The sequence below is a fragment of the Paucibacter sp. Y2R2-4 genome (assembly GCF_025717535.1).
Taxonomy (GTDB): Bacteria; Pseudomonadota; Gammaproteobacteria; order Burkholderiales; family Burkholderiaceae_C; genus Paucibacter_A.
This window is the reverse complement of record NZ_JAJIRO010000004.1, coordinates 1-23,576: the sequence shown is the minus strand read 5'-3', so window position 1 is coordinate 23,576 and position 23,576 is coordinate 1. Positions and strand designations below refer to the sequence as shown.

Genomic DNA, 23,576 nt, shown 5'->3' with positions numbered 1-23,576 from the left:
CGACTTCAGCGTTGCGTGCCCAAGTAGCGCTTTCGCCAGAAAAAGGCGCCTAGCAAAAGGGCTACCAGCGCCATCACGCCAAAAGCGATCCAGAAGCCGGTGGCGCGGTGAATCAGCGGCAGGCTGTCGAAGTTCATCCCGAAGATGCCGGTGATAAGGTTCAGCGGCAAAAAGATCGCGGTCAGCACGGTCAGCGTGCGCATGATGTTGTTGGTGCGGTGGCCCAGTGCCGAGAAGTGCATCTGCACCGCGGATTCGGAGGAGGACTCCATGCGTCGCACATGGCTGAGTACCCGTTCGATGTGCTCCAGCACATCACGCGAACGCACCCGCAGCAATTCGCGCTCGCGCTGCGTGCTTGGGTCGGTGCTGGCTGGCCAATCGTCCAGCACGTCGATCCACTCTTGCATGGCGCTGCGCTGGTCTTCACAGGTGTCTTCGAGGCGATGCAAGGCGTCACGCGACTCCAGCAAGAGCGGCCATTGATTGAACTCGTGCCTTGAATCCATCAGGGCGCGCTGCAGCGTGCCCATCTGGCGCGTCAGCAAGCGCCGCAGCTCCAGATAGCTGTCCACCATGTGGTTGACCATGCGCAGCATCAACTCGGCCGAGCTGTTGGGCAGTCGGGAGCTGCCGCGCAAATCACGCCCCTCGGTCAGCGCGCCCAGCTTGCTGGCGAAATAGTCGCGCACTGCGCAATCGGTGGGGTGCACCGTCAGCAGGACGCGGTCATAGACGGCAAAGCCGACCGGGCTGGTGTCAATGGCTCGGAAGGCTTTTTGTGCACTGGCCAAAGTGCCATGCTCATCGTCCACGAACAACTCTTCGCTGCCCGGTGCTGCCGCCAGCCGCCGAAAAATCAGCAGGTCGTACCAAGAGGTGTAGTCAAAGTGCGAAGGCAGTTGGTTGTTCAGCAGATCGGCCACATGCAGGTCGACCAAGGGCCCGCAGCCCCAACGCTGCAGGCTCAGCTGCACCTCCAGGTGCTGCAACTCGAACTCCCGTCGCCCACAGCCCAGCCAGAGAAAGCCTGATTCGGGCAGGTCGGCGGGGAGTTGGCCCAGCTCGGTGAAACGGTCGTCGTGGATGTGGAAGATCCGCATCAGCCCTTCTTCAGCAAGCGCGCCGCCTCCAGGGCAAAGTAGCTCAACACGCCGTCTGCGCCGGCGCGCTTGAAGGCCAGCAGCGACTCCATCATCACCGCATCATGGTCCAGCCAACCATTGGCGGCCGCGGCTTTCATCATGGCGTATTCGCCGCTGACCTGATACGCAAAAGTCGGCACGCGGAACTCGTCCTTGACGCGGCGCACGATGTCCAGATAAGGCATGCCTGGCTTGACCATCACCATGTCGGCGCCTTCGGCGATGTCGAGCGCCACCTCGCGCAGCGCTTCATCGCTGTTGCCGGGGTCCATCTGGTAGGTCTTTTTGTCGGCCTTGCCCAGGTTGGCGGCCGAACCCACCGCATCCCGGAAGGGGCCGTAAAAGGCACTGGCGTACTTGGCGCTGTAGGCCATGATGCGGGTGTGGATGTGGCCCTTGGCCTCCAAAGCTTGGCGAATCGCGCCGATGCGGCCGTCCATCATGTCGCTGGGGGCCACGATGTCGACGCCTGCCTCGGCCTGCACCAAGGCCTGGCGGCAGAGCATCTCGACCGTGGGGTCATTCAGGATGTAGCCTGTTTCGTCCAACACGCCGTCTTGGCCGTGGCTGGTGTAAGGGTCCAGCGCCACATCGGTCAAGATGCCCAAGCCCGGGACTTTTTCTTTCAAAGCGCGCACCACTCGCGGCACCAAACCGTCGGGGTTGGCGGCTTCGGCGCCGTCGGGCGTCTTCAGCGCCGCATCAATGACGGGGAACAAGGCCAGCACCGGGATGCCTAGATCCACGCACTCCTGGGCCACGACGAGCAAACGGTCCAAACTCAGTCGGGCCACGCCGGGCATGGACAAGACGGGCTCCACCCGATCAACGCCCTCGTGCACAAACACCGGCAAGATCAAGTCGCTGGCGCGCAGGCCATGTTCGCGGACCAGGGCTCGAGTGAAGGCATCGCGGCGCAGGCGACGAGGACGACTGGCAGGGAAGGGCGCAGGGTTCAAGGTAGAGCGGGACAAGTGCAAACTCCGTCGAAATTCAAGCAACTCGGGCGTTTTGTGCGGGACTGGGCAATCTAAGGGACATACCCAGCTGACAAAGCTGTGTCGTTTCTGTTAATATTCACTTTGAATGATAGCCGCAAGGTGGTCGTTCCCTGCTTTTCCTCCCTGAGCAGGAGCCTTTGCGTGATGACAGCGAAAAGGCTTTATCGCCCCGGCTGTGTAGCCGGGGCTTTTTTTTGTCCATGGCAGCCGTGGCGCTTGCTTTTCGGTGAGTTTCTACCATCCCACATAATTGGCCGATGCTCTGGATCAAAGCTTTTCACATTGTTTTCGTCGCCGCCTGGTTTGCCGGCTTGTTCAATCTGCCACGATTCTTTGTCAATCTGGCCATGGTACCGGCGGACAGCCACGCTGAACGTGAGCGCCTGCTCTTGATGGCGGGCAAGCTGTACCGATTCATGAGCTTGCTGATGCTGCCGGCGCTGGCGCTCGGCACTTGGCTCTTGATGGAGAACTTCCAGGGCTTCAACCGCGGCTGGTTGCACCTGAAGCTTTTGCTGGTCGGTTTGGTGCTGGCTTACCACTTTTACTGCCGCCGCCTGCTGCGCAGCTTCGAGCAGCACAACAACCGCCGCAGCCATCGCTGGTTTCGCATCTTCAACGAGGTGTCGGTGCTGGCCTTTGCCGCCATTGTGGTCTTGGTGGTGGTGAAGCCCTTCTGAGCTGAGGGCTTATGGTGCGCCGGCAAAGCTCTGCGACTTGGCTGCTTTTGGCCTATGCAGCCTTGATTGTTTATGCCAGCTTGTACCCTTTCGGTCCCTGGGTCTGGCCGCCTGGCTTGACGCTGGAGGGCATGCTGAGCCTGCCCTGGCCACGCTACTTTGGCCTCTTCGATCAGTACATCAATTTGCTTGGCTATTTGCCACTTGGCTTTTTGGGCTTGGCGGCGGGGTTGCGCAGTGGTTGGGGCTTAGGGGGCAGTGTCGCCCTGGGCGTTTTGCCGGGGCCTTTGTTGTCCTATGCCATGGAGTTCGGTCAGTACTTTCTGCCTTCGCGGGTTCCATCACTGGCGGACTGGCTGCTGAACGCCGTAGGTGCTTTGGTGGGCATGCTGGCCGGTGTGCTTTTGAATGCCTTTGGTGGCTTGCGCCGCTGGCACGATGTGCGTGAGTACTGGTTTCAGCCCCATTGCGCCGGCGCGCTGGCGCTACTGGCCCTGTGGCCTTTGGGCCTTTTGTTCCCGGCCCCGATTCCGCTCGCCCTCGGGCAATGGTTGCCGCATTTGCAATCGACAGCTCAAGACTTGCTGGCTGGCACACCTTGGGCCTTGCAATGGTCCGACAGTTTGGTCGATGAGATTCGTGCGCTTCCGCCAGGCTTGGAGGCCATCACGATTGCTCTGGGCGTGATGGCTCCGGGCTTGTTGGTGCTTTCGGTCTCGAAAGGGCTATGGCGGCGCGTCATTCTGGTGCTAGGCGCGGCCTTGATCGGCGTCATGGTCACGGCTCTGTCCACCGGGCTGAATTTCGGGCCGCAGAACACCTGGGCTTGGTTGACTTTGGCCACCTGGCCAGGTTTGGCGGCCGGCGTGCTGCTCAGCTTGGTGGCGGTATTGCTGCCGCGTCGAGTGTGCGCGGCGCTTGGCTTGGTGGTCATGTGTGCCTTGATCGCCTTGGTCAGCCAGGCACCGTCCGACCCCTATCTTGCGCAGCGCCTGCAGACTTGGGAGCAGAGCCGCTTTGTCAATCTTTATGGTTTGGCGGAATGGGTGGGTTGGATCTGGCCCTTTGCCGCCGTCGCCTGGCTGTTGACGCTGATAGGGCGGCGCGAGGTCTAGGCAGGGTTTCTCCGCAGCCGCCACTGGGCATGGATGGCCCCGTCCCTACAATAGCGGCATGAGCTATTTCAAGCGACACATCTTCTTCTGTCTCAACGAACGCGACAGCGGCAAAGACAGCTGCGCCCAGCAGGGCGCGCAAGCCGGCTTTGAGCATTGCAAAGCGCGCGTGCGGGACTTGGGTCTGGCCGACGTGGGCGGCGTGCGCGTCAACAAGGCTGGCTGCTTGCATCGCTGCGCGGGTGGCCCCGTGGCCGTGGTCTACCCCGATGCCACCTGGTACACCTATGTGGATCAGAGTGATATCGACGAGATCGTCGATAAACACTTGAAGAACGGCGAAGTGGTTGAACGTCTGGTCCTGCCCGACAACGTTGGGCTCTGAGCGGTGAATGCGCAAACTGAAAAGCGGCTGATCGCAGGCCCAGCGGGTTTGATCGAATGTGCGATTGACCGGCCTGGCGCCGAGATCACGCCACGCGGCCTGGCCCTGATCTGTCATCCGAATCCGACCCAGGGCGGCACCATGGACAACAAGGTGGTGCAAACCTTGGCCCGTACGTTTGTGCAGTTAGGCTACCGCGCTGCTCGCTTCAATTTCCGCGGCATCGGCAAGTCCGAGGGGGCCTGGGACGAAGGGCGGGGCGAGATTGATGATGCCTTGGCTGTTCTGGCCGCTGTTCGCGAAGCGGACGAACCCTTGGTACTTGCCGGTTTTTCATTCGGTGCCTTCGTGACGACGCAAGCCGCCTTGCGTTTGCCTGAAGCTCAGCGAGCGCAACGCTTGGTTTTGGTTGGCCCCGCTACCAGCCGTTTCAACACGGCCACCGTGCCGGCCGACACCTTGGTCATTCACGGCGAGCAGGACGATGTGGTGCCGCTCAATTCGGTGTTGGACTGGGCACGTCCCCAGGCCTTGCCGATTGTGGTGGTGCCCGGCGTTGGACATTTTTTCCATGGGCAATTGCCATTGCTGAAGAACATCGTGCTTCGCAACTGGCAGGCCTGATTTCCCCGAGACCTCTTGATGATGATATTGAAACGACTGATCGCTTTTGTTCTGGCCGCCGCAACTGCTATCGCCACGCTGCCGGCGCAAGCACAGGCGCCACAAGCACCTGAAATTGCCGCACGCAGCTATTTGCTGCTGGACATGTCGGCCAACCGAGTGCTGACCGAGCGTGATGCCGATACGCCTAACGACCCAGCTTCGCTGACCAAGCTGATGACGGCTTACATCGTCTTCGGCGCCTTGCGCGACAAGCGCCTGACCTTGGAGCAGCCGCTGAACGTGTCCAAGCGCGCTTGGGACGAACGCAAGGGCGACCCCTCGCTGATGTTCATCGACACCACGATGACGCCTAAGGTCGATGAACTGCTGCGCGGCATGATCATCCAGTCCGGCAATGACGCCTCGGTCGCCCTGGCCGAAGGCGTGGGCGGCACCGTCGAGCAATTCGTTGCAATGATGAATCGTCAAGCGCAGGCCTGGGGCTTGAAGAATACTGAGTTCAAGAACGTGACCGGCATGACCGAGCCAGGACACCGCAGCAGTGCGCGGGACCTGTCGGTGATCGCCTCCAACCTGATTCGCGACTTCCCGCAGTACTACAACTACTACTCGCAGCGCGATTACACCTTCAACAAGATTCGCCAAGACAACCGCAATTTGCTGCTGCGCCGCGACCCCAGTGTGGACGGCATGAAGACCGGCTATACCGAAGCAGCCGGCTACTGCCTGGTGGCCAGCGCCCAGCGCGAGTTCCCGAATGGCAAGCGCCGCCTGCTCAGCGTCGTGATGGGCACGGCCTCCAAAGAAGCCCGCGCCAGCGAAAGTCAGAAGCTGCTGAACTGGGGCTACTCGGCCTTTGATGCAGTGCGTTTGTTCGAAGACGGCCAGGCCATCAGCACCGTGCCGGTCTGGAAGGGCGTGGCGCGCGAGGCTAAGCTGGGCGCTGCCAGCGCCGTCTTTGTGGCCGTGCCGCGTGGCGATGGTGCCAAGCTGCAGACCAAGGTGGAGCGCACCGACCCGCTGGTCGCGCCCTTGACCAAGGGGCAACGCGTCGGCACCCTGAAAGTGACGACGACGGCCGGTGTGGCCGTGGCCGAGGTGCCCTTGGTGGTACAAGAGGCCGTGCCCATGGCCGGCATTTTTGGTCGCGCCTGGGATGCCATCCGGCTTTGGATCAAGTAAATCCTGCTGACCTGGGCCTCTCACTGCGATAGTCTTTGGATACTCTCGGAGTGGCGGCCTATCCGCCGCGCTTGGCTTGAACAGGATCAGGAGGACGCCGCATGAAGACTCACGCTTTGCCCGAGGTGTACTGCTATTTGAATGGCGAGTACACGCCCCTGGCCGAGGCCAAAATCTCGGTGATGGACCGCGGCTTCATCTTTGGGGACGGCGCCTATGAAATGCTTCCGGTCTATGGCCGCCGCCTGTTCCGTTTTGAAGCGCATATGGATCGCTTTGAACGCAGCCTCGCCAAGTTGCGCATCATCAGCCCCTTGCTACGGGCGGAGTGGCTGGAGATTGCGCGCAAGCTGATCTCTAAGGTCGATGCCGAAGATCAGGCGGTCTATTTGCAGGTGAGCCGTGGCGTGGCGCCGCGCAACCATGTGATGCCGACCGGCATTCAGCCGACCCTATTCGCCTACAGCAGCGCAGCGAAGCCCATCTCGGCCGAAGAGCGGCACCACGGCGTGAGCTGCGTCAGCGCACGCGACTTCCGTTGGGAGCGCGGCGATATCAAAAGCACCTCGCTGCTGGGCAATGTGTTGGCCCGCCAGATTTCGGCGGACCAAGGCGCGATGGAGACGATTCTCTTGCGCGACGGCTTTCTGACCGAGGCCTCGGCTTCGAATGTCTGGATCGTCAAGGAAGGCGCCTTGCTGGGGCCGCCCAAAAGTGAGCAGGTGCTCGAAGGCATTCGAGTCGAGCTGCTGAAAGAGCTGTGCGAAGAAGTGGGCATTGGCTACAACCTGCGACCCATTTCCGAGGCCGAGCTGTTTGCAGCTGACGAAGTCATCCTCAGCTCCGCCACCAAAGAGGTCTTGCCGGTGACGACCTTGGATCATCAAGCGGTCGGACATGGCGCTCTGCGCGGCAAGCCCGGTCCGGTGTACGCCCGGTTGTATGAGGCCTACCAGCGCGCCAAGCTGCTGCAGTCTATTTAAGAATTTGAAGAGATTTTGAGAAAAATTTGAGAGTCAGACGATGAGTAATCTGCCCCCCATGAATCCGCCGCCGGACATTCCGCCCGAGCAGTCTTTGATCGAATACCCCTCGCGCTTCCCCATCAAAGTGATGGGCAGCCATGTGGAGGGATTTGTGGAGGCGATCGCGCAGGTCGCGCTGCAGTTCGACCCAGAATTTGATGCCGCAACAATCGAGCGCCGCCCCAGCAAGGGCGGCAACTACCTGGGCCTGACGATCACCGTCACCGCCACCAGTCGAGAGCAACTCGACGAGTTGTACCGCACGCTCAGCACCCACCCCATGGTCAAGGTGGTGCTTTAAAGCTCACAGAGACTCATCGAGTCAGGCCGAGCGCTTCAGGTCGACGACTCGCCCGCCAGGCGCCGGTCCAGGTCCAAGACCTTGCTTGGCGCGGCCTCATCGCCATTGCGGGCGGCGATGTCGTACCAGTAGCGCGCCAGACGCAAATCCGCCTCCAACCCCAGCCCGCTTTCGTACATCGAGGCTAGCAGGTATTGCGCGCCCACATCGCCGCCGGTGGCCGCCTCGCGGTACCAGCGCGCCGCCAGGCGCATGTCTTGTGGCGCGCCGCGACCTAGGTAGTAGGCGGTGGCCAATGCCACTTGCCCATCGCTGCTGCCGTGCTCCGCAGCTCGCGCAAACCAATGGGTGGAGCGCTTCAAATCCGGCTTGCCCAGCACGCCTTGCTCATACAGCTGACCCAGTGCCAGTTCGGCTCGGATCAGGCCATGGCCGGCGGCGCGCTCCAGCAGTCGCTTGGCCACCCGTGGGTCGGGCTTGGGCAACTCGCTGCGCAGATGCATCATGGCCAGGTTGTAGTCGCCCAGCGGCGCCCGCTTGGCTGAGAGCGCCGCAAAGCCGCGCGCGGCAGCGGGCAGATCGCCGCCCTCATAGGCGGCCAAAGCCTGCGCCAGCGGGTCGTTTTGCGCGGAGCTTTGTGCATGGCTTTCCGCATGGCTTAAAAAGGGGCTGAGCAGCAAGGCCGCCAGCAGGGCGCTGATCGCGCTGCTGGTCCTCAGGCTTGCAAACTTGGGCGAGTGAATCGTTGGCATCGTGGTCCTCGGGTGGCAGGGCATGAGCGTTGAGGCGCTCACGCTAACCCAAACTCAGTCGCTCGTGGCGGCCAAGGCCTTACAGGCTGGCGCTACTATTCGGCCATGATTGTTGTGAAGAACTTGGGGCGCGTGGACTATGCGCCCACTGTAGAGGCGATGCGCGAGTTCACTGAGTCGCGTGGGCCCGATACTCCCGATGAACTCTGGCTTTGCGAACATCCGCCGACCTATACCCAAGGTTTGGCAGGCAAAGCCGACCATGTGCTGCAGGCCGGCGGCATCCCGGTGGTGCAGACCAACCGAGGCGGGCAGGTGACCTATCACGGGCCGGGTCAGGTGGTGGCCTACCCGATGATCAATCTGCAGCGGGCCGGCTACTTCGTCCGCGAGTATGTGTTCCGCTTGGAAGCGGCGGTGATTCAAACGCTGGACGCCTATGGCATCACCGGCCACCGGGTGGCGGGCGCGCCTGGCATCTATGTGCGGCTGAATGACCCGCACAACCATGCGGCGCTCTCTGGCCCGGCCGACCCGCTCGACCCGTTTCGCGGCCTGGGCAAGGTGGCAGCCCTGGGCATCAAGGTCAGCCGGCATTGCACCTATCACGGTGTGGCGCTGAATGTGGCGATGGATTTGCAGCCCTTTGCCGGCATCAACCCCTGTGGTTATGCGGGTCTGGCGACGGTGGACCTCGTTACACTTGGGGTTTTTGCGGATTGGCCCGAGGTGGCCCAGCGTTTCGGCGAGCGGCTGCAGGCCCAGCTCGAAGGCTGAACGATCATTTGGAGTTTGGCTGGCATGGCGACCGAGAACATCACTCACGAAGCGAAGACAGGCGAGGCGTATGACGCCAGCGCCAAGCAAAAGTCGCAGGCCAAGACGGCCCGCATCCCCATCAAGATCGTGCCGGCTGAAACGCTGAAAAAGCCCGACTGGATTCGCGTCAAAGCCGGCTCCCCGAGCACCCGCTTCTACGAAATCAAGCAGATCCTGCGCGAGCAAAAGCTGCACACGGTGTGCGAAGAGGCGTCCTGCCCGAACATCGGCGAGTGCTTTGGCAAGGGCACGGCCACCTTCATGATCATGGGTGACAAGTGCACCCGTCGCTGCCCTTTCTGCGATGTGGGCCATGGTCGCCCCGACCCGCTCGATACCGAGGAGCCGCTGAAGCTAGCGCAGACCATCGCCGCGCTCAAACTCAAGTACGTGGTGATCACCAGCGTGGACCGCGATGACCTGCGTGACGGTGGCGCCGGCCATTTTGTCGAGTGCATCCAAAAGATTCGCGAACTCAGCCCGACGACGCAGATCGAAATTTTGACGCCCGATTTCCGCGGCCGTGCCGACCGCGCGCTGGACATCCTGAAGGCCGCCCCGCCCGATGTGATGAACCACAACCTCGAGACCGCGCCGCGCCTCTACAAGGAAGCGCGCCCCGGTTCCGACTATCAGTTCAGCCTGGATCTGCTCAAGCGCTTCAAGGCTGAGGTGCCCGGCGTGCCGACCAAGAGCGGCATCATGGTCGGCCTGGGTGAGACCGACGAAGAGATTCTGCAGGTCATGCGCGATATGCGCGCTCACAACATCGACATGCTGACCATTGGGCAATACCTGGCCCCCTCGGGCCACCATCTGCCGGTGCGCCGCTATGTGCACCCGGACACCTTCAAGATGTTCGAGGCCGAGGCCTACAAGATGGGCTTCAGCCATGCGGCGGTGGGCGCCATGGTGCGTTCCAGCTATCACGCAGATCAACAAGCTGAGCATGCGGCGCAGGCCGCTCAGCCGAACGCTTGATGCGGTGAGCGGCTGAGCACGGCGCCGGCCTCAGCTCAGCCGTCTGACATGGTGGCGTTGGGATAGAAGGGTAGGCTGCGCACCCGCTTGCCGCTGAGCTTGAACCAGGCATTGGCCAGGGCCGGTGCAAAGGTCGGCACGCCCAGTTCGCCAACGCCTCCCAAAGGCACCGTGCGGTCCGCTGCGGCCGGGGGCGGCATGATCTTCACCGCGAAGGCGGGCATTTCGTTCAGCCTGAGCATGCGGCTGTTGTTGAAATTCTTCACCTGAGCGGCGCCGTTCACAAAGGTCTGGCGTCCATACAGCGCGGCATTGATCGCGTGCACCACGCCGCCCACGATTTGTGCTTCCACCGAGCCCGGGTTGACGGTCATATAGCAATCAATGGCCACCCAGACGCGGGTCACCACCGGGCCGGCTGTGCCCGCGCGCACCTCCACCACCTGCGCGACGATGCTGTTGAAGGCGCTGCCGATGGCAATGCCGCGTGCGGTGCCTGCGGGGCCCGCCGTGCCCCAGCCGGCAGCCTGGGCCGCTGCTTCCAACACGGCCAACCAACGCGGGTTGTTGAGTCTTGCACGCCGGAACTGAAACGAATCTTGGCCGAGTGAGGCCGCCACTTCATCGATCATGGATTCGACCGCGAAGGTGTTGATCGATGCCCCCACCGAACGCCAGAAACCGACAGGAATCGGCGCCGTATGGCTGACCCATTCGGTCAGTCGGGCCCCGAAGTTATACGGCAGGGCGTTCGAGGCCTCGGAGCCTTGGCTGTCGCCGGTGGCGCCCAGGTTGGCCCCACGTTGGCCGAGGATAGACGGCGACACATTGCGGTAGGTCCAGCCGGCAATTTGCCCATTCGCATCCAAGCCAACGCGAGCGCGCACCAGGGCCATCGGGCGGTACTGGTCGTGGGTGAAGTCCTCCTCCCGTGGCCACATCAGTTTGACGGGGCGTTGCACCGCCATGGCCACTTGCAAGGCCTGGCTGATGAAGTCCAACTCGGCTTTGCGGCCCAGACCGCCGCCGAGATAGGTGGTGTGCAGGGTCACTTTGTCGGCGCCAAGGCCGGTGATGGCGCAGATCAAACTCAAGGCGGACTTCGCCGATTGGGTCGGCGCCCAGACCTCGCAGCGCTGTCCCGGCACAAAGCTGACGGTGCAGTTCAAGACCTCCATGCACGCATGCGCCACATAAGGCAGGCTGTACATGGCCTCCAGCGTCTTGGCGGCGCTGGCGATGGCCACGTTGGCATCGGCCGTGCTGCGCTCGACGGTGTAGAGCGTGCCCGGTGGGTTTGTCGCACCCGGCACATAGGCCGTGGCATTGCTCATCAGTGCTTGCGCATCGAGCATGAACTGGTTGCTGTTGAGGCTGGCCGCATTGGCCGGCAAGGTCCATTTGAGCGAAAGGCGTTTGGCGGCTTGCCAGGCATCCCAGGTGGTAGGCCCCACCACGGCGACAGCGTTGACATTGCCGACGGTTTCGGCGCCGCGCGCCGTGCCGGCCATGACTTGCGTTGGGACGATGGCCAGCATGCCGGTGGGGGTCGCCGGCAAGGCGGCGAGCTTGCCGCCAAAGCTGGGGCAATGGCGAATCACGGCGTACACCATGCCGGGGACTCGCACATCCAGACCGTAGACGGCGCTGCCGTCCACCTTGAGCGGGATGTCCGAGCGGGCCAGGGTCTTGCCGATGCAACGGAACTGGCTGTCCGGCACCAAGGGGGCTGAGGCCGGCGGCGGCAGCAGCGCTGCGGCTGCGGCCACTTGCCCGTAGCTGAGCGTGCGCCCACTGGGTCCGTGCAGGATGATGCCGTTGTTGACGCTGTAGTTGCTGCGCGTGCCGTCACCGATCTGTGTCATAGCCGCCGCGACCAGCATCTCTCTGGCCATCGCGCCAGCATCGCGCAGCTTCCAAAAGTTGCCGCGGGTGACGCCGCTGCCCACCGTGTTGATGGCCGTGCCCACCGGCGCAGGCACGGCAAGCGTTGGCGCGCCTTGCACCAGTTTGACGCGGCCGAGATCGACCATCAGGTCTTCGCACAGAATTTGCGCCAGGCCGGAGAAGGAGCCTTGCCCCATATCGGAGCAGCCAATGGTCAGTTGGATGCTGTCGTCACTGCCTATCGTCAGCCAACTGTTGACGGCGGTGCCGGCCGCGGCCTCGGCCGGGTTGGCAGGCAAAAACAAGGCCAAAGTGAGCCCGCCGCTGCCGGCCAGAAATTGACGTCGATCCAGTGGAAGTGTTGCTTGCATGGTGATCGCTCCTGCTTACAAACCGTTCACGGCCTGTTTGATGCGTTGATAGGTGCCGCAAACGCATACGTTCTTGACCTCTTTGGCAATGTCTTGGCCGTGATGACCGGCCTTCATCGCTGCCGCCACGCTCATCAACATGCCGGATTGGCAATAGCCGCATTGCGGCACCTGATGGACGATCCAGGCTTTTTGCGCCGGGTGGCTGCGGTCGCGCGAGAGCCCTTCGATGGTGGTGATTTGTTTGCCGGCGGCGGAGGACACATCCATATCGCAGGACTTCTCCGGCTGACCGTTCACCCAAACGGTGCAGGCCCCGCAGATCTCGATGCCGCAACCGTATTTGGTGCCGGTGAGTCCAATCACATCGCGCAAGACCCAGAGCAGCGGCATGGAGGCGCTGCTGACGTTGACGATGTGTTCATTTCCGTTGACGTTCAATGTGTAGCTGGGCATGGCAATCAACTCCTGGATGCTTGTTGCAAAGTCGGCGCGAGTGAGCCTACGCGGCTGAAGCTGTCGATATGCTGTCGAAGCTGCACCGATGCGACGATCTTGCAAAGTCTTACGATTGAAGGCGTCGCCCCGGAATGCCGATGAAATGGGGCAACACTCGATGCAAGAATCGCCTCATCGTGATCTGGCCAAGGGACGGCGCCAAGCCATGCGAATCCTGTTGATCGAAGATGAAGCCTCGCTGCGCGAGGGCTTGCGTGAGGCCCTGCTGAGGCAAGGCTATGGCGTTGATGCCTTTGGCCAGGGGGACTACGGTTTGGCCGCGCTGGAGCAGGCCGAGTACGACGCCTTGGTCTTGGACCTGGGGCTACCCGATATGGATGGCTTGGCCTTGCTGCGGCGCGTCCGCGCGCAGGGCAAGAGTTTGCCGATCTTGTTGTTGACCGCGCGGGGCGATTGGTCGGATCGGGTGCGCGGGCTTGACGACGGGGCCGATGACTATGTGGCCAAACCCTTTGTCTTGCCCGAGCTGATGGCGCGCTTGCGGGCGCTGATCCGCCGCAGCGGGGCCGCCCGTGCGGACCGTTTGAGCCTTGGGCCTTTGCACCTGGACATGCAGCAGCAACTCGCCTGGCTCAGCGACGCACCTTTGGCGCTAACGCCCAAGGAGTGGGCGGTGCTCTTGGCCTTGGTCTTGCAGAGCCCGGCCATCGTCAGCAAGCGCAAGCTGCTGCACAGCCTGAGCGCATGGGATCGAGAGCTATCTAGCAATGCACTAGAAACCCATGTCTCGCGACTGCGGCACAAACTGCTGGGTGCCAGCATTTCTCTCGATACGGTGCGTGGTGTGGGCTATCGCCTGACCCTGCCGGCGCCGAGCTATGTTTGAGCGGCTGGCTTGGCTCTGGCCCCAAGGCTTGCGCCAGCGCTTGCTGCTGGCTTTGGCCGCCCCTTTGAGCTTGGTGCTTGGACTCGCCCTGCTACTCAATCATCAAGCCACCCAGCGTTTGACCGACGAAGCTTTTGACAAAGCCTTGCTGAACGTGGCCGTGGCCCTGGCTGCGAGAGTAGAGATTGACACCGACCATGACCTGGACGTCGATCTGCCCGTCTCGGCGCAAGCTTTGCTTCAGGCCGATACGACGGACCAGATGCGCTTGGCGGTGTTTGATGAGGACGAACGCTTGGTGTGGGGCGATGGTGGTTTGCAAGCCTGCTCGCCGAGTGCCGCCGCCGTGGGCCTCGCCGGCGCCCTTGCTGAGGCGGCAGTGCAGACGGTGAACTGTGAGGGTCAGGTCTTGCGCGTTCTGGCGCTGCCGCGTCAGGGGCCGTTTTGGCGAGCGCGCGTCATGGTGGGTGAGACGACGCGCAAGCGCGAAGCGGCCGCGCAGCGCTTGTTGCTGAACTCGGGCACCTTGGGCTTGGCCCTATGGGCATGCGCCTTGTTGACGCTTTGGTGGGTGACTCGCGCGATGCTGGGGCCGCTGGAGCGAACCGCGGCTGCCTTGGCGCAGCGCCCGGCCGGAGAGTGGGCGCCGCTTGACATCGAGGGCCTGCCATTGGAATTGCGAGCCTTGCTGGGGGCGATCAATGGCCTTTTGCTTCGGCTGCAGGCGCTGTCTCAGGCGCAGCAGCGTTTTATCGGAGATGTTGCGCATCAGTTGCGCACACCCTTGGCCGGGCTGAGATTGCAACTCGACCTGCTGCGGCAGGATGGCGGTAAACTTGCTGCCCCAGTGGGCTCGCCGGAGCGCATGGCGCAGATGACGCAAGCCCTTGATCGCATGGGGCGCTTGGTGGGCAAGCTCTTGGCTTTGGCGCGCGCAGAGGCGGACGGTTTGAGTCAGGAACCGCTGCGAGCTTTGGATCTGCGTGACACGGCGGAAGCCTGCGCCAATGAGTTCATCGATCAGGCGCAGCACTTGGGCATTGAGTTGAGCTTTGAGTTGGCCTCCGCCCAGCTCTTGGGCCGCGCCGGCGACTTGCATGAGATGGCCAGCAATCTGCTTGAAAACGCCTTTCTCCACGGCCGTCCCGAACAGGCCCATGTTTGCATGCGCACCGGCTTGCATGAGGGCCAGGCGTTTTTGGAGGTGGAGGACGATGGCCCGGGCATGCCGGCGGGGCTGGCGTCTGGCGTATCCCCTTCCCGCTGGACCCCGATCGCCCAGGAGCGTTCAGCAGGGCGAGCACACCATGGCACCGGCTTGGGCCTGGCCATCGTTCGGACGATCGCTGAACAACATGGCGCACGCATTGACTGGCACACGGGCGCTCAGGGTCAGGGCCAAGGCCAAGGCACGCGAGTGCGGATGAGTTTTCCCGCGGCGCCGCTCAGCGGTAGCTGACGCGGCGCCTGAATTCGTCTTGCAGGCGCTGGTAGCTGCCGTCGCGGCGCATTTGCGCCAGACCTTGGCTGAAGGCGGCGGCCAGGCGTTCGCCTTGCGGGTGCTGCTTGGAGAAGGCCACCCAGAAGCCATCCATGGACACCAGGCCGACTCGCTTGATTTGATTGCGGGCCTCAGGCGTGGCGTCGATGCGCATCCAGCCGGGGGTCCGGTTGAGCAAGATGTAGTCCACCCTTTTGCTCAGCAGCATGCGCACCAGAGCACCATCGGAGACGGCGCTGAACTTCTGAATGCGGCTGTCATGCATGAACTCGCTGGGGTAGGTGTAGCCGTTGGTGTAGGCCACGCGCTTGCCGCGCAGATCCGAGAGGCGCAGTTCCGCGCCTTGGTTGTCGCCTCGCCCGAAGATGGACAACTCTTCTTCGAACATCGCAGGTTGGTGCCAGACATAGTCGCTGCGGTTGTCGTCGGTGATGGTGGCGTTGAAGCAGCCGGCCACCTGGCCGGTCTTGGCGTACTGCATGCAGCGCGCAAAGGGCACGTTGATGAACTGCACCTTGATGCCCTGGCTGGCCAGCACGGCGCGAACCAGGTCGACGCTGTAGCCGACCGGGCTGGTTTGCGTGTCCGCCCCGGGTTTTTCGGCCGAGCTGTAGGGCGCCCAGTCGTCTTCTCCGGCCAGCACCACGGTGTTTTTGTCGACCGGCTCATCAGCCGAAAAAGTCGAGAGGCTCAGGCCGAGTAGCGCGATTCCCAGGCCTAGTTGACCGAGTCGACGCAAGGCTGAGGTCCTCATGGTGGATCTTTTGAGGCGGCTTGTTCGTTGCTCAGGCCGACTCGGCCAATAGCTTGTCGACCAAGCCGTGCAGGGCGGCGAAGTCGGGTTCGCCCACATAGCGTTTGACCACTTCGCCACGTTTGTTGATCAGCAGCGTGGTGGGGGTCAGCTGGATCTTGCCAAACTGTTTGGCAATGTCGCCGGTGTTGTCGATTGCCACGCCAAAAGGCAGTTTGCGGCTTTCAGCGAAGTTGGCGACGAAGGCCGGTGGGTCGTAGCTCATGGCCACGGCCAGGGTGTCAAATCCGCGCCCTTTGAACTTCTCGTGGGTGGCGATGATCTGCGGCATTTCCTTCACGCAGGTGGTGCAACTGGTGGCCCAGAAGTTCACCAACATGACCTTGCCCGCCCATTGGTTGGAGTTGAGCTTCTCGCCGTTCAGCAGCACATAGCTGACGGTCGGCGCTTTTTCTTGTTGACCCAGATTGGTATAGGCCCAAAAGCCAGCGCCGGCCAGGGCCGCCAACGCAACAGGGAGCAGGGCACGTTGAAGCAAATTCATGGGCGAAGTGTAGCCGGGCAACAGGTGGCGCGCTGGCGCCGCCAGAAGCCCTGGGCAAGGGCGTTCAAAGGCCTTTGGACAGCTCGAACAGCAGCACCGAGGGCAGCGCATCGGGCACATGCAGGCGCGAGATGCGCGCCATGCCGTCGGCGGTCGCGGTGGACAGCTGGGTCAGATGCGCGTCGTCCAAGACTTCCACAAAGCAGAAGTCCGGCACCTCGTCCAGGATGTCCGCATGCAGGCGCTCAAAGTCGGCGCCACGCAGCCCGGTTTCGAACACGATGCCGTGCGGCAGCCCGTCTTCGCAGAACTGAGCGGCCTCGGCCATGCTGCCTACCAGGTCCACGATCAGGCCCATGTGCTGAATCGCCGCTTGAATCTGCGTGCGCAGTTCTCGACGCTGAGAAACGATCAAGACATGGCTGCCCGCCAGCGGTTTGGAGTTGCTGGAGGGCAGGTATTCGGAGTCGCGAGACGCTTCATTCGGCGGCAGCGGCAGAGCGGAGGTACCCGTCGGCGCGCCACTCATGCCAGGTTCCTCGCAGACAGTGTTCGGGAACTCCAGGGTGAGCACCGTGATGCCCGCCTCGTCTTCGCGCAGCGGCAATACGCCCATGGTGATGGCGGTTTGCTCCACCAAGCGCCAAGACAAGCTATTGAGCGCCCGAGGCAGCTCTTTCGAGCGCGGGTCGTCCAGCAAGTCCAGCGAACGGTGGGCGAAGCGGCAGACCAAGCGCGCTTTGGCCGGCCAAGGCGTCAGGTCCAGGCGCAGGTCGACCGAGCTGTGGGTGCTGTACAAGGCCCAGTCCATCAGCGCGTTCAGCAGTGAAAACAGCAGCGAGCCATCGGCGATTACTTCAATCGGCTTGAGCACTTGCCGAACCTGGATGCCGCGCGCCTGGGTTTCGCGGCTGCGTTGCGCCAAGACGCCCCGCAAAATCTGGGTCAGGTGCATGCGCTCGCGCGAGAGGCGCAGCCGGCCGGAAGCCAGACGAGCCAGTTGTTGGCCCATCATGCCGGCCTCGCGCGCCTGGGCCACGCTTTCCTTCAAGGTGCGCAGGCTTTGGCGGTCAATCTGCCCCGTGCTGATCAGATCATGGATGCGTTCCATGGCTGTGCTCAATGGCCCGGCAATCTCGGCGCCCAGCTGCTGCACGATGTCGGCCCACTGCGCATGGCTGGGCTCGCCGGCGAAGTCATTCGCGGCGGCGTGAGCAGCACTGGCAGTGGAAGCGGTCGGTGGGCTGGACATGAACTGGCGTGAATGACCGAGGGTGGCCTTGTGTTTGTAGAAGCCTTGAGGGGCGAATGAGCCACAGCGGGCGCCATCGTCTGTGCGATGCCCTCGAGCGTCCATCCCTCGATCCGGGGGAAACCGCCTGCATCGGCGTTTTACTTCAGCCCATGTGCTGTTTTTGCGTAATTTCTCACGTTTGACTCGACGCTAGGCGACGATGCCGGCCTGCAGCAGCGAGGCAATTTCGGCTTCGTTCAGCCCGGCTTCCTGCAACAGTTCTTGTGAATGCTGACCCAGGGTGGGGGGCGCGCGGCGATAACTAACGGGCGTCGCCGACAACTTGATCGGGCTGGCCACCAGACGCAATTCGGGATTGAAGGGGTGCGGGACGGTGGCGCACATCTCACGGGCTTGCACCTGGGGGTCGGCAAAAGTCTGAGCCAGATTGTTGATTGCGCCACATGGCACATGGGCGGCCTCGAGCGCGGCGAGCCAAGCATCGCGTGGCCGGTTCTTGATAACGCCGGCCAGCAAGGGCACCAAGAGCTCGCGGTGGCGCACCCGTTCGGCATTGCTGGCAAAGCGCGCGTCCTCGGCCCATTCGGGGTGGCCGGCGATATGGCAGAACTTGCTGAACTGCTGGTCGTTGCCCACGGCCAGAATCAGATGCCCCTCGGCCGCTTCAAATACTTGGTAGGGCACGATGTTTTGGTGCGCATTGCCCATGCGACTTGGTGTGACGCCGGTACACAGGTAGTTGGCGCCCAGATTGGCCAGCATCGCCACCTGGGTGTCGAGCAAGGCCATATCGATCACCTGTCCCTGACCGGTGGCATCGCGGTGGCGCAAGGCCGCCAGAATTGCCACGGTGGCATACATGCCAGTGAACAAGTCGGCCACGGCCACCCCCACTTTTTGTGGCCCACCGCCGGGCAAGTCATCACGCTCGCCGGTGACGCTCATCAGTCCACCCATGCCCTGGATGGCGTAGTCATAGCCTGCCCGGTCTTTGTAGGGGCCGGACTGCCCAAAGCCGGTGATGGAGCAGACGATCAAGGCCGGGTTGGCGGCCTGCAAGCTCTGCGCGTCCAGACCATAACGTGCCAGGTCGCCGACCTTGAAGTTTTCGACCAAGACATCGACCCCGGCAGCCAAGCGGCGTATCAAGACCTGACCCTCAGGCGTGGCAATGTCGATGGCGATGGATCGCTTATTGCGATTGGCCCCCAGGTAGTAAGCCGCCTCGGAGGTGTCGGCGCCTGCCTCGTCCTTCAAATAGGGCGGGCCCCATCTGCGGGTGTCGTCGCCCTTGCCGGGGCGCTCGACCTTGATGACATCGGCGCCCAGGTCGGCCAGGGTTTGGGTGCACCAGGGGCCGGCCAAGACGCGGGAGAGATCAAGAATGCGCACGCCGGCCAGCGCCATCGGCGCGGCGCTCGGCAGAGCTTCGGAGGCAGGGGAATGGGCGGTGTTGTGCATGGGATCGATTGTGCGGCAAGGCTTTTGTAGGCTTGCCCGCAAAGCTGCGCCTGGATAATGAAGCGATGAAATCGATTCTTTGGCGTGTATCGCCGTGGCAGCGCCGGGCGGCTGTCGGCTTTTTGGGGGCTCTTGCATTGATGGCCTGTTCGCCCTCGTTGGACTGGCGCGAGGTCAGGCCGGAAGGCAGCGGCCTCTTGGCAATGTTCCCGTGCAAGCCCCAGGTCAACATCAGGCCAGCCACGCCGGCTGAGCCCTCGTCCATGGGCTTGGCGGAATGCAAGGCGGCGGATTTGAGCTTCTCTCTGGCCTGGGCTGAATTGCCTGATCCGGCAATGGTGACGCCAGCCTTGTTGCAGATGCGGCAGTCCATGGCGGCCAAGCTCCAGGCTTCGAATGCTCCGGCCCAAGCTCTTCAAGTGCCCGGCATGACCCCCAATCCTGAGGCCCAGCTACAGGTCTTGACTGGCCGTGAACAAGAAGCGCGCATTGCAGTTTTTTCGCGGGGTCTGCGTGTCTATCAGTTGGTGGTGTTGGGCAAGAAGGGTGGCGCTGAGGCCTGGGACAGCTTTTTGGGCTCGGTCAGGCTGAATGAGTAAGCGGCGCACTTTGAATGCACAGGATGAATGCAAGCGACCATTGAAACGCGGGAGTCTGTGGAGGTGAAGCGTTTTGCACGCCTGAACAGTGGATCGCTCCGTTGATAATCACTCCATGCCCGGTTTACTCTTGATTGCCCATGCGCCCTTGGCCTCCGCGATGAAAGCGGTGGCCGAGCACACCTTCCCCAATTGCGCGCCGCAGTTGGCCGTCTTGGACGTGAGCCCTGAAATGTCTGCCGAAGAGGTGGAGGTGGCGGCCCGCGCCTTGCTGGCAGGGGCTGGCCATGAGGAAGCCCTGGTCTTGACTGATGTGTTCGGCGCCACCCCGTGCAATGGCGCGCTGCGTTTGCAGGGCCCGCATGTGCGTGTGGTCAGCGGCGTCAATGTGCCGATGCTTTGGCGCTCGCTGTGCTACGCGAATGAACCGCTTGAGGATCTGGCTGAGCGCGCCTCACAAGGGGGCGTGCGCGGCATTGTGTTGAATGAGATTCCTGTGAACCCCTGCTCGAAGCCTTGAGCTTCAATCAATAACAATGATCAAGTCCACGCTCACCATCAGCAATAAATTGGGCCTGCACGCGCGCGCCTCTGCCAAGTTGACCAAACTGGCGGGCTCGTTTCAGTGTGAGGTCTTCATGAGCCGCAACAGCCGGCGCGTCAATGCCAAGAGCATCATGGGCGTGATGATGCTGGCGGCCGGCATGGGCTCGCAGGTAGAACTCGAGACCGACGGCCCGGATGAGCAGGCGGCGCAGGACGCCATCACGGCCTTGGTGAACGACAAGTTCGGCGAAGGCCAGTGAAGCGCGCTGGCGCCCGCGGGCGTCATTCGCATGCTCAACCCATGAAGTGGCGGCGGTAGCGAGCCGGCAGGTCGGCCAGGCGCATCATCATGGGCAAGTCGGCGGTGTTGAAGTCCGGGTCCCAGGCAGGGGCGCCGAGAATCTTGGCGCCGCAGCGCAAATAGCCTTTGATCAAGGGTGGCGCTTCAACATTGAGGTCTTGGCGCAGTTCTTCCACCGGCAGCGGCAGGCGCGGGCGCACTTGCCATTCGATGCTGGCCATATGCGTTTGTTCCAACTGCTTCCACAAGCTGGCGGCGAAATGGCCGCCATCGCACATGCTGATGCTGGCGCAGCCGATCATGGTGTCGAGCTCATTGCGCTGCATGAATTCCGCCAAGGCGCCCCACAAAGCCATGATGGCGCCGCCCGAGCGGTAGTCCGGGTGAATGCAGGATCGGCCCAACTCAACCATGCGTTCGCGCAAGCTGCGCAGGCGCGTCAAATCAAATTCGGTCTCGCTGTACAGGCCGCCGGCGCGCTTGGCGGCCGCAGGCGTAAGAACGCGGTAAGTGCCAATCACGAGACCAGGGCTGCCGTCGTCTTCAACAGCGCGCACCAGCAGATGCTCGCAAAAGGGGTCGAAAGCGTCGATGTCGTGACCGGCGGGTGAGCCTTTTGGCGTGCTCAAACGTGCGCCCATTTCATCAGCAAAGACTTGGTAGCGCAGGCGCTGGGCCTCCAGAATCTCTTCGTCGCTGCGGGCCCAGCTGACATCCAGGCGAGCCGGCGCTTGCCCCTTGGGGCCAGGTTGGGGCGTGATCGGCGGGCTTGGCCGGCGCTCGGGCATGCGTGGGCGCAGGTCCGAGAAGGGCAGGGTGGGCAGCGGTAAGTCCCTCATGGGCAGCCTCGTGCTTGTCGTTGGTGGCAGGGCAGATGCTCGGGCTTGGGGGTGACGCCGGCATGACGCATGAGTGACGAATCAATGACGCCGCTGATGTCGATGTAAAGCGCTTGCTTGACTGCTAAAGTCGGCGCATGAGCTTTCAGGTGTTTGGCATCCCGGTATCGCGCGGCGTGGCCATTGGCCGGGCCGTGCTGGTTGCGTCCAGTCGGCTGGATGTGGCGCATTACTTCATCACCGAGTCGCAGATCGAGTCTGAAATCAAGCGAGCCCTGCGCGCGCGTGATGAGGTCGCGCTGGAACTTGAGACCCTGAAGCAAGACTTGCCGGGCGACACGCCGCACGAGTTGGCTGCCTTGCTAGACGTGCACCTGATGCTGCTTCACGATGAAGCCTTGCTGGGTGCAACCAAGCATTGGATCGTCGAGCGCCACTACAACGCCGAGTGGGCTTTGTCCGCCCAGTTGGAGGTCTTGGCCCGGCAGTTCGACGAGATGGAAGATGACTACCTGCGCGAGCGCAAGGCCGATCTGGAGCAGGTTGTCGAACGCATCCTGAGCGCTTTGGCGCGCGAGCAGGGCAAGTCACCCGCCGATGCGGCCAGTGTGGTGCAGCGCGATTTTGCGGGGGAGGACCCGCTGCTTTTGGTGGCGGCCGATATCGCGCCCGCCGACATGATGCAGTTCAAGCGCAGTGTGTTCCATGGTTTCATCACCGATATTGGTGGCAAGACCTCGCACACGGCGATCGTGGCGCGCAGCATGGACATTCCTGCTGTGGTCGGCACTCGCGAGGCTTCGAGGCTGATCCGGCAAGACGACTGGATCATCATTGATGGCGACGCGGGCACGGTCATCGTCAATCCCTCGCCCATCATGTTGGAGGAGTACCGCTTCCGGCAGCGCCAAAGCGAGTTGGAGCGAGCCCGTTTGGCGCGGCTGCGGCACACGCCGGCTGTGACCTTGGACGGCGAGCGCGTTGAATTGCATGCCAATATTGAATTGCCCAGCGACGCTGCGGCTGCGGTCGAGGCGGGTGCCACCGGTGTTGGCTTGTTCCGTAGCGAGTTTTTGTTCATGAATCGCGGCGGTGAATTGCCCGGCGAAGACGAGCAGTTTTTGGCCTACCGAGCGGCGGTGGAGGCCATGCGCGGCATGCCGGTCACGATTCGCACGGTCGACGTAGGGGCGGACAAGCCGCTGGACCGGCTGAGCGTCAGCGAGTTGCGCCATGAGCATGTTTTGAATCCCGCCATGGGCTTGCGAGCGATTCGATGGAGCCTGGCCGAACCGAGCATGTTCCGCCAGCAGCTTCGGGCCATCTACCGCGCCAGTGCTTTCGGCAAAGTGCGGCTTCTGATTCCGATGGTGGCTCACTTGAATGAGGTGCGGCAGATTCTTGAGTCCATTAAGAAAGTCCAGCAGCAGCTCAATGATGCTGGCCATGCTTACGGTTTGGTTGAGCTGGGCGTGATGATTGAGATCCCTGCCGCTGCGGTCATGCTGCCTCTTCTTTTGAAGCATGTGGACTTCGTGTCCATTGGCACCAATGATTTGATTCAGTACACCTTGGCCATCGACCGTGCGGACGAGGCCGTGGCTCATCTTTACGATCCCTGGCATCCTGCGGTTTTGCAGTTGCTCGCCGGATCGATCTCTCAAGCACGGAGCGCCGGTAAGTCTGTCAGTGTCTGTGGTGAGATGGCGGGAGATCCGGCATTCACGGACCTGCTTTTGGCGATGGGATTGCGGAGCTTTTCCATGCATCCCTCACAGATCCCATCAGTGAAGCAGCGCATCTTGAGGGCAGACGCGGGTCGGCTGGCCCGCGCTGTGGGTGCGGTCTTGCAAAGCGAAGACCCGCAGCGAGACGCCGAACTGGCGTTCGCTACACAGCGATCGACGCAAGTATTGCAATGAGTGCCTAAGTAGGCTTGGCCGCCAGCATGGCTTGATCGGTTGGTCACTTGAGTCGGCGAGATTGAGGCCCTCAAGAAAATCGAGCGTGTAGGTTTGAGCCCCTCAAAAACCGTGCTAGACTGCGAGGCTTCGCTGAACGGAAGTTCTTTGAAGCAAGCGAGATGGTAGCGTCGAGGGTTTGAAAGAAATTATTTCAAATTGCTTGACGAGATTGAAGAAAATCAGTCATAATCTCGCT

The 23,576-nt window shown here is 62.4% G+C and carries 25 protein-coding genes; 15 read left to right on the top strand and 10 right to left on the bottom strand.

The annotated features are described in order from the left end of the window. Positions 1-5: 5 nt before the first annotated feature. Together LNV06_RS15365 and hemB are read right to left on the bottom strand one after the other, a co-directional pair. On the bottom strand, positions 6-1,103 hold the full coding sequence (locus tag LNV06_RS15365; RefSeq protein ID WP_263539176.1) for a magnesium transporter CorA family protein: 1,098 nt from the start codon (positions 1,101-1,103) through the stop codon (positions 6-8). Then, positions 1,103-2,119, bottom strand: a complete 1,017-nt coding sequence (hemB, locus tag LNV06_RS15360) for a porphobilinogen synthase (RefSeq protein ID WP_411970123.1) — start codon at positions 2,117-2,119, stop codon at positions 1,103-1,105. The genes LNV06_RS15365 and hemB overlap by 1 nt, the downstream gene beginning before the upstream one ends. A gap of 284 nt (positions 2,120-2,403) precedes the next feature. Here hemB and LNV06_RS15355 point away from each other — a divergent pair, with 284 nt between their 5' ends. From LNV06_RS15355 to LNV06_RS15325, 7 genes are all read left to right on the top strand, one after another. Next, on the top strand, positions 2,404-2,826 hold the full coding sequence (locus LNV06_RS15355; RefSeq protein WP_263539174.1) for a CopD family protein: 423 nt from the start codon (positions 2,404-2,406) through the stop codon (positions 2,824-2,826). 11 nt (positions 2,827-2,837) lie between these two features. After that, positions 2,838-3,941, top strand: coding sequence for a VanZ family protein (locus LNV06_RS15350; protein WP_263539173.1), 1,104 nt, complete (start codon positions 2,838-2,840; stop codon positions 3,939-3,941). 58 nt (positions 3,942-3,999) lie between these two features. After that, on the top strand, positions 4,000-4,326 hold the full coding sequence (locus LNV06_RS15345; protein ID WP_263539172.1) for a (2Fe-2S) ferredoxin domain-containing protein: 327 nt from the start codon (positions 4,000-4,002) through the stop codon (positions 4,324-4,326). A 3-nt stretch (positions 4,327-4,329) separates the two neighbouring features. Continuing rightward, on the top strand, positions 4,330-4,950 hold the full coding sequence (locus tag LNV06_RS15340; protein ID WP_263539171.1) for an alpha/beta hydrolase: 621 nt from the start codon (positions 4,330-4,332) through the stop codon (positions 4,948-4,950). 18 nt (positions 4,951-4,968) lie between these two features. Then, the gene (locus LNV06_RS15335) at positions 4,969-6,135 is read left to right on the top strand and encodes a D-alanyl-D-alanine carboxypeptidase family protein (protein ID WP_263539170.1); all 1,167 of its coding nucleotides are present in this window, start codon (positions 4,969-4,971) and stop codon (positions 6,133-6,135) included. 101 nt (positions 6,136-6,236) lie between these two features. Beyond that, positions 6,237-7,118 carry a D-amino acid aminotransferase gene (locus LNV06_RS15330; RefSeq protein ID WP_263539169.1) on the top strand — a complete coding sequence of 294 codons (882 nt, stop codon included), beginning with the start codon at positions 6,237-6,239 and terminating at the stop codon, positions 7,116-7,118. Positions 7,119-7,158: 40 nt separating this feature from the next. Beyond that, positions 7,159-7,461, top strand: coding sequence for a DUF493 family protein (locus LNV06_RS15325; RefSeq protein WP_263539168.1), 303 nt, complete (start codon positions 7,159-7,161; stop codon positions 7,459-7,461). A 35-nt stretch (positions 7,462-7,496) separates the two neighbouring features. Here the strand turns inward: LNV06_RS15325 and LNV06_RS15320 are convergent, their stop codons facing one another. Continuing rightward, positions 7,497-8,213, bottom strand: coding sequence for a tetratricopeptide repeat protein (locus LNV06_RS15320; protein ID WP_263539167.1), 717 nt, complete (start codon positions 8,211-8,213; stop codon positions 7,497-7,499). A 105-nt stretch (positions 8,214-8,318) separates the two neighbouring features. Here LNV06_RS15320 and lipB point away from each other — a divergent pair, with 105 nt between their 5' ends. Then, positions 8,319-8,990: a lipoyl(octanoyl) transferase LipB gene (gene lipB / locus LNV06_RS15315; protein WP_263539166.1), complete on the top strand. Its 672-nt coding sequence runs from the start codon at positions 8,319-8,321 to the stop codon at positions 8,988-8,990. A gap of 24 nt (positions 8,991-9,014) precedes the next feature. After that, positions 9,015-10,013 carry a lipoyl synthase gene (lipA, locus tag LNV06_RS15310; protein WP_263539165.1) on the top strand — a complete coding sequence of 333 codons (999 nt, stop codon included), beginning with the start codon at positions 9,015-9,017 and terminating at the stop codon, positions 10,011-10,013. A gap of 35 nt (positions 10,014-10,048) precedes the next feature. Here the strand turns inward: lipA and LNV06_RS15305 are convergent, their stop codons facing one another. Then, positions 10,049-12,271: a xanthine dehydrogenase family protein molybdopterin-binding subunit gene (locus LNV06_RS15305; RefSeq protein WP_263539164.1), complete on the bottom strand. Its 2,223-nt coding sequence runs from the start codon at positions 12,269-12,271 to the stop codon at positions 10,049-10,051. Between the two features lie 15 nt (positions 12,272-12,286). Next, positions 12,287-12,727 (bottom strand): (2Fe-2S)-binding protein, encoded by a 441-nt coding sequence (locus LNV06_RS15300; protein ID WP_263539163.1) that lies wholly within the window; start codon positions 12,725-12,727, stop codon positions 12,287-12,289. Between the two features lie 208 nt (positions 12,728-12,935). Here LNV06_RS15300 and LNV06_RS15295 point away from each other — a divergent pair, with 208 nt between their 5' ends. Together LNV06_RS15295 and LNV06_RS15290 are read left to right on the top strand one after the other, a co-directional pair. Then, on the top strand, positions 12,936-13,616 hold the full coding sequence (locus LNV06_RS15295; protein ID WP_263539162.1) for a response regulator: 681 nt from the start codon (positions 12,936-12,938) through the stop codon (positions 13,614-13,616). Further along, positions 13,609-15,075 carry a sensor histidine kinase gene (locus tag LNV06_RS15290; protein WP_263539161.1) on the top strand — a complete coding sequence of 489 codons (1,467 nt, stop codon included), beginning with the start codon at positions 13,609-13,611 and terminating at the stop codon, positions 15,073-15,075. The genes LNV06_RS15295 and LNV06_RS15290 overlap by 8 nt, the downstream gene beginning before the upstream one ends. Here LNV06_RS15290 and LNV06_RS15285 read toward each other — a convergent pair. The 4 genes from LNV06_RS15285 to LNV06_RS15270 all read right to left on the bottom strand — a co-directional run bounded on the left by LNV06_RS15285 (position 15,062) and on the right by LNV06_RS15270 (position 19,131). Beyond that, entirely contained in the window at positions 15,062-15,871 is an 810-nt protein-coding gene (locus LNV06_RS15285; RefSeq protein WP_263539160.1) for a substrate-binding periplasmic protein, read from the bottom strand. The genes LNV06_RS15290 and LNV06_RS15285 overlap by 14 nt on opposite strands. Positions 15,872-15,902: 31 nt before the next feature. Continuing rightward, the gene (locus LNV06_RS15280) at positions 15,903-16,415 is read right to left on the bottom strand and encodes a TlpA family protein disulfide reductase (protein WP_263539159.1); all 513 of its coding nucleotides are present in this window, start codon (positions 16,413-16,415) and stop codon (positions 15,903-15,905) included. A gap of 64 nt (positions 16,416-16,479) precedes the next feature. Next, on the bottom strand, positions 16,480-17,667 hold the full coding sequence (locus LNV06_RS15275; protein WP_263539158.1) for a sensor histidine kinase family protein: 1,188 nt from the start codon (positions 17,665-17,667) through the stop codon (positions 16,480-16,482). 192 nt (positions 17,668-17,859) lie between these two features. Then, positions 17,860-19,131: a CaiB/BaiF CoA transferase family protein gene (locus LNV06_RS15270; protein WP_263539157.1), complete on the bottom strand. Its 1,272-nt coding sequence runs from the start codon at positions 19,129-19,131 to the stop codon at positions 17,860-17,862. A 65-nt stretch (positions 19,132-19,196) separates the two neighbouring features. Here LNV06_RS15270 and LNV06_RS15265 point away from each other — a divergent pair, with 65 nt between their 5' ends. From LNV06_RS15265 to LNV06_RS15255, 3 genes are all read left to right on the top strand, one after another. Next, a complete protein-coding gene (locus LNV06_RS15265) occupies positions 19,197-19,730 on the top strand; it encodes a hypothetical protein (protein ID WP_263539156.1) in 534 nt (177 codons plus the stop codon). A gap of 115 nt (positions 19,731-19,845) precedes the next feature. Beyond that, positions 19,846-20,250 carry a PTS sugar transporter subunit IIA gene (locus LNV06_RS15260; protein ID WP_263539155.1) on the top strand — a complete coding sequence of 135 codons (405 nt, stop codon included), beginning with the start codon at positions 19,846-19,848 and terminating at the stop codon, positions 20,248-20,250. A 16-nt stretch (positions 20,251-20,266) separates the two neighbouring features. Beyond that, positions 20,267-20,536: an HPr family phosphocarrier protein gene (locus LNV06_RS15255; RefSeq protein WP_263539154.1), complete on the top strand. Its 270-nt coding sequence runs from the start codon at positions 20,267-20,269 to the stop codon at positions 20,534-20,536. A gap of 34 nt (positions 20,537-20,570) precedes the next feature. Here LNV06_RS15255 and LNV06_RS15250 read toward each other — a convergent pair whose 3' ends face one another. Beyond that, positions 20,571-21,416, bottom strand: coding sequence for a GNAT family N-acetyltransferase (locus LNV06_RS15250; protein WP_263539153.1), 846 nt, complete (start codon positions 21,414-21,416; stop codon positions 20,571-20,573). A gap of 137 nt (positions 21,417-21,553) precedes the next feature. Between LNV06_RS15250 and ptsP the strand changes: the two genes are divergently transcribed. Then, positions 21,554-23,338 (top strand): phosphoenolpyruvate--protein phosphotransferase, encoded by a 1,785-nt coding sequence (ptsP, locus tag LNV06_RS15245; RefSeq protein WP_263539152.1) that lies wholly within the window; start codon positions 21,554-21,556, stop codon positions 23,336-23,338. The last annotated feature ends 238 nt before the right edge of the window (positions 23,339-23,576 follow it).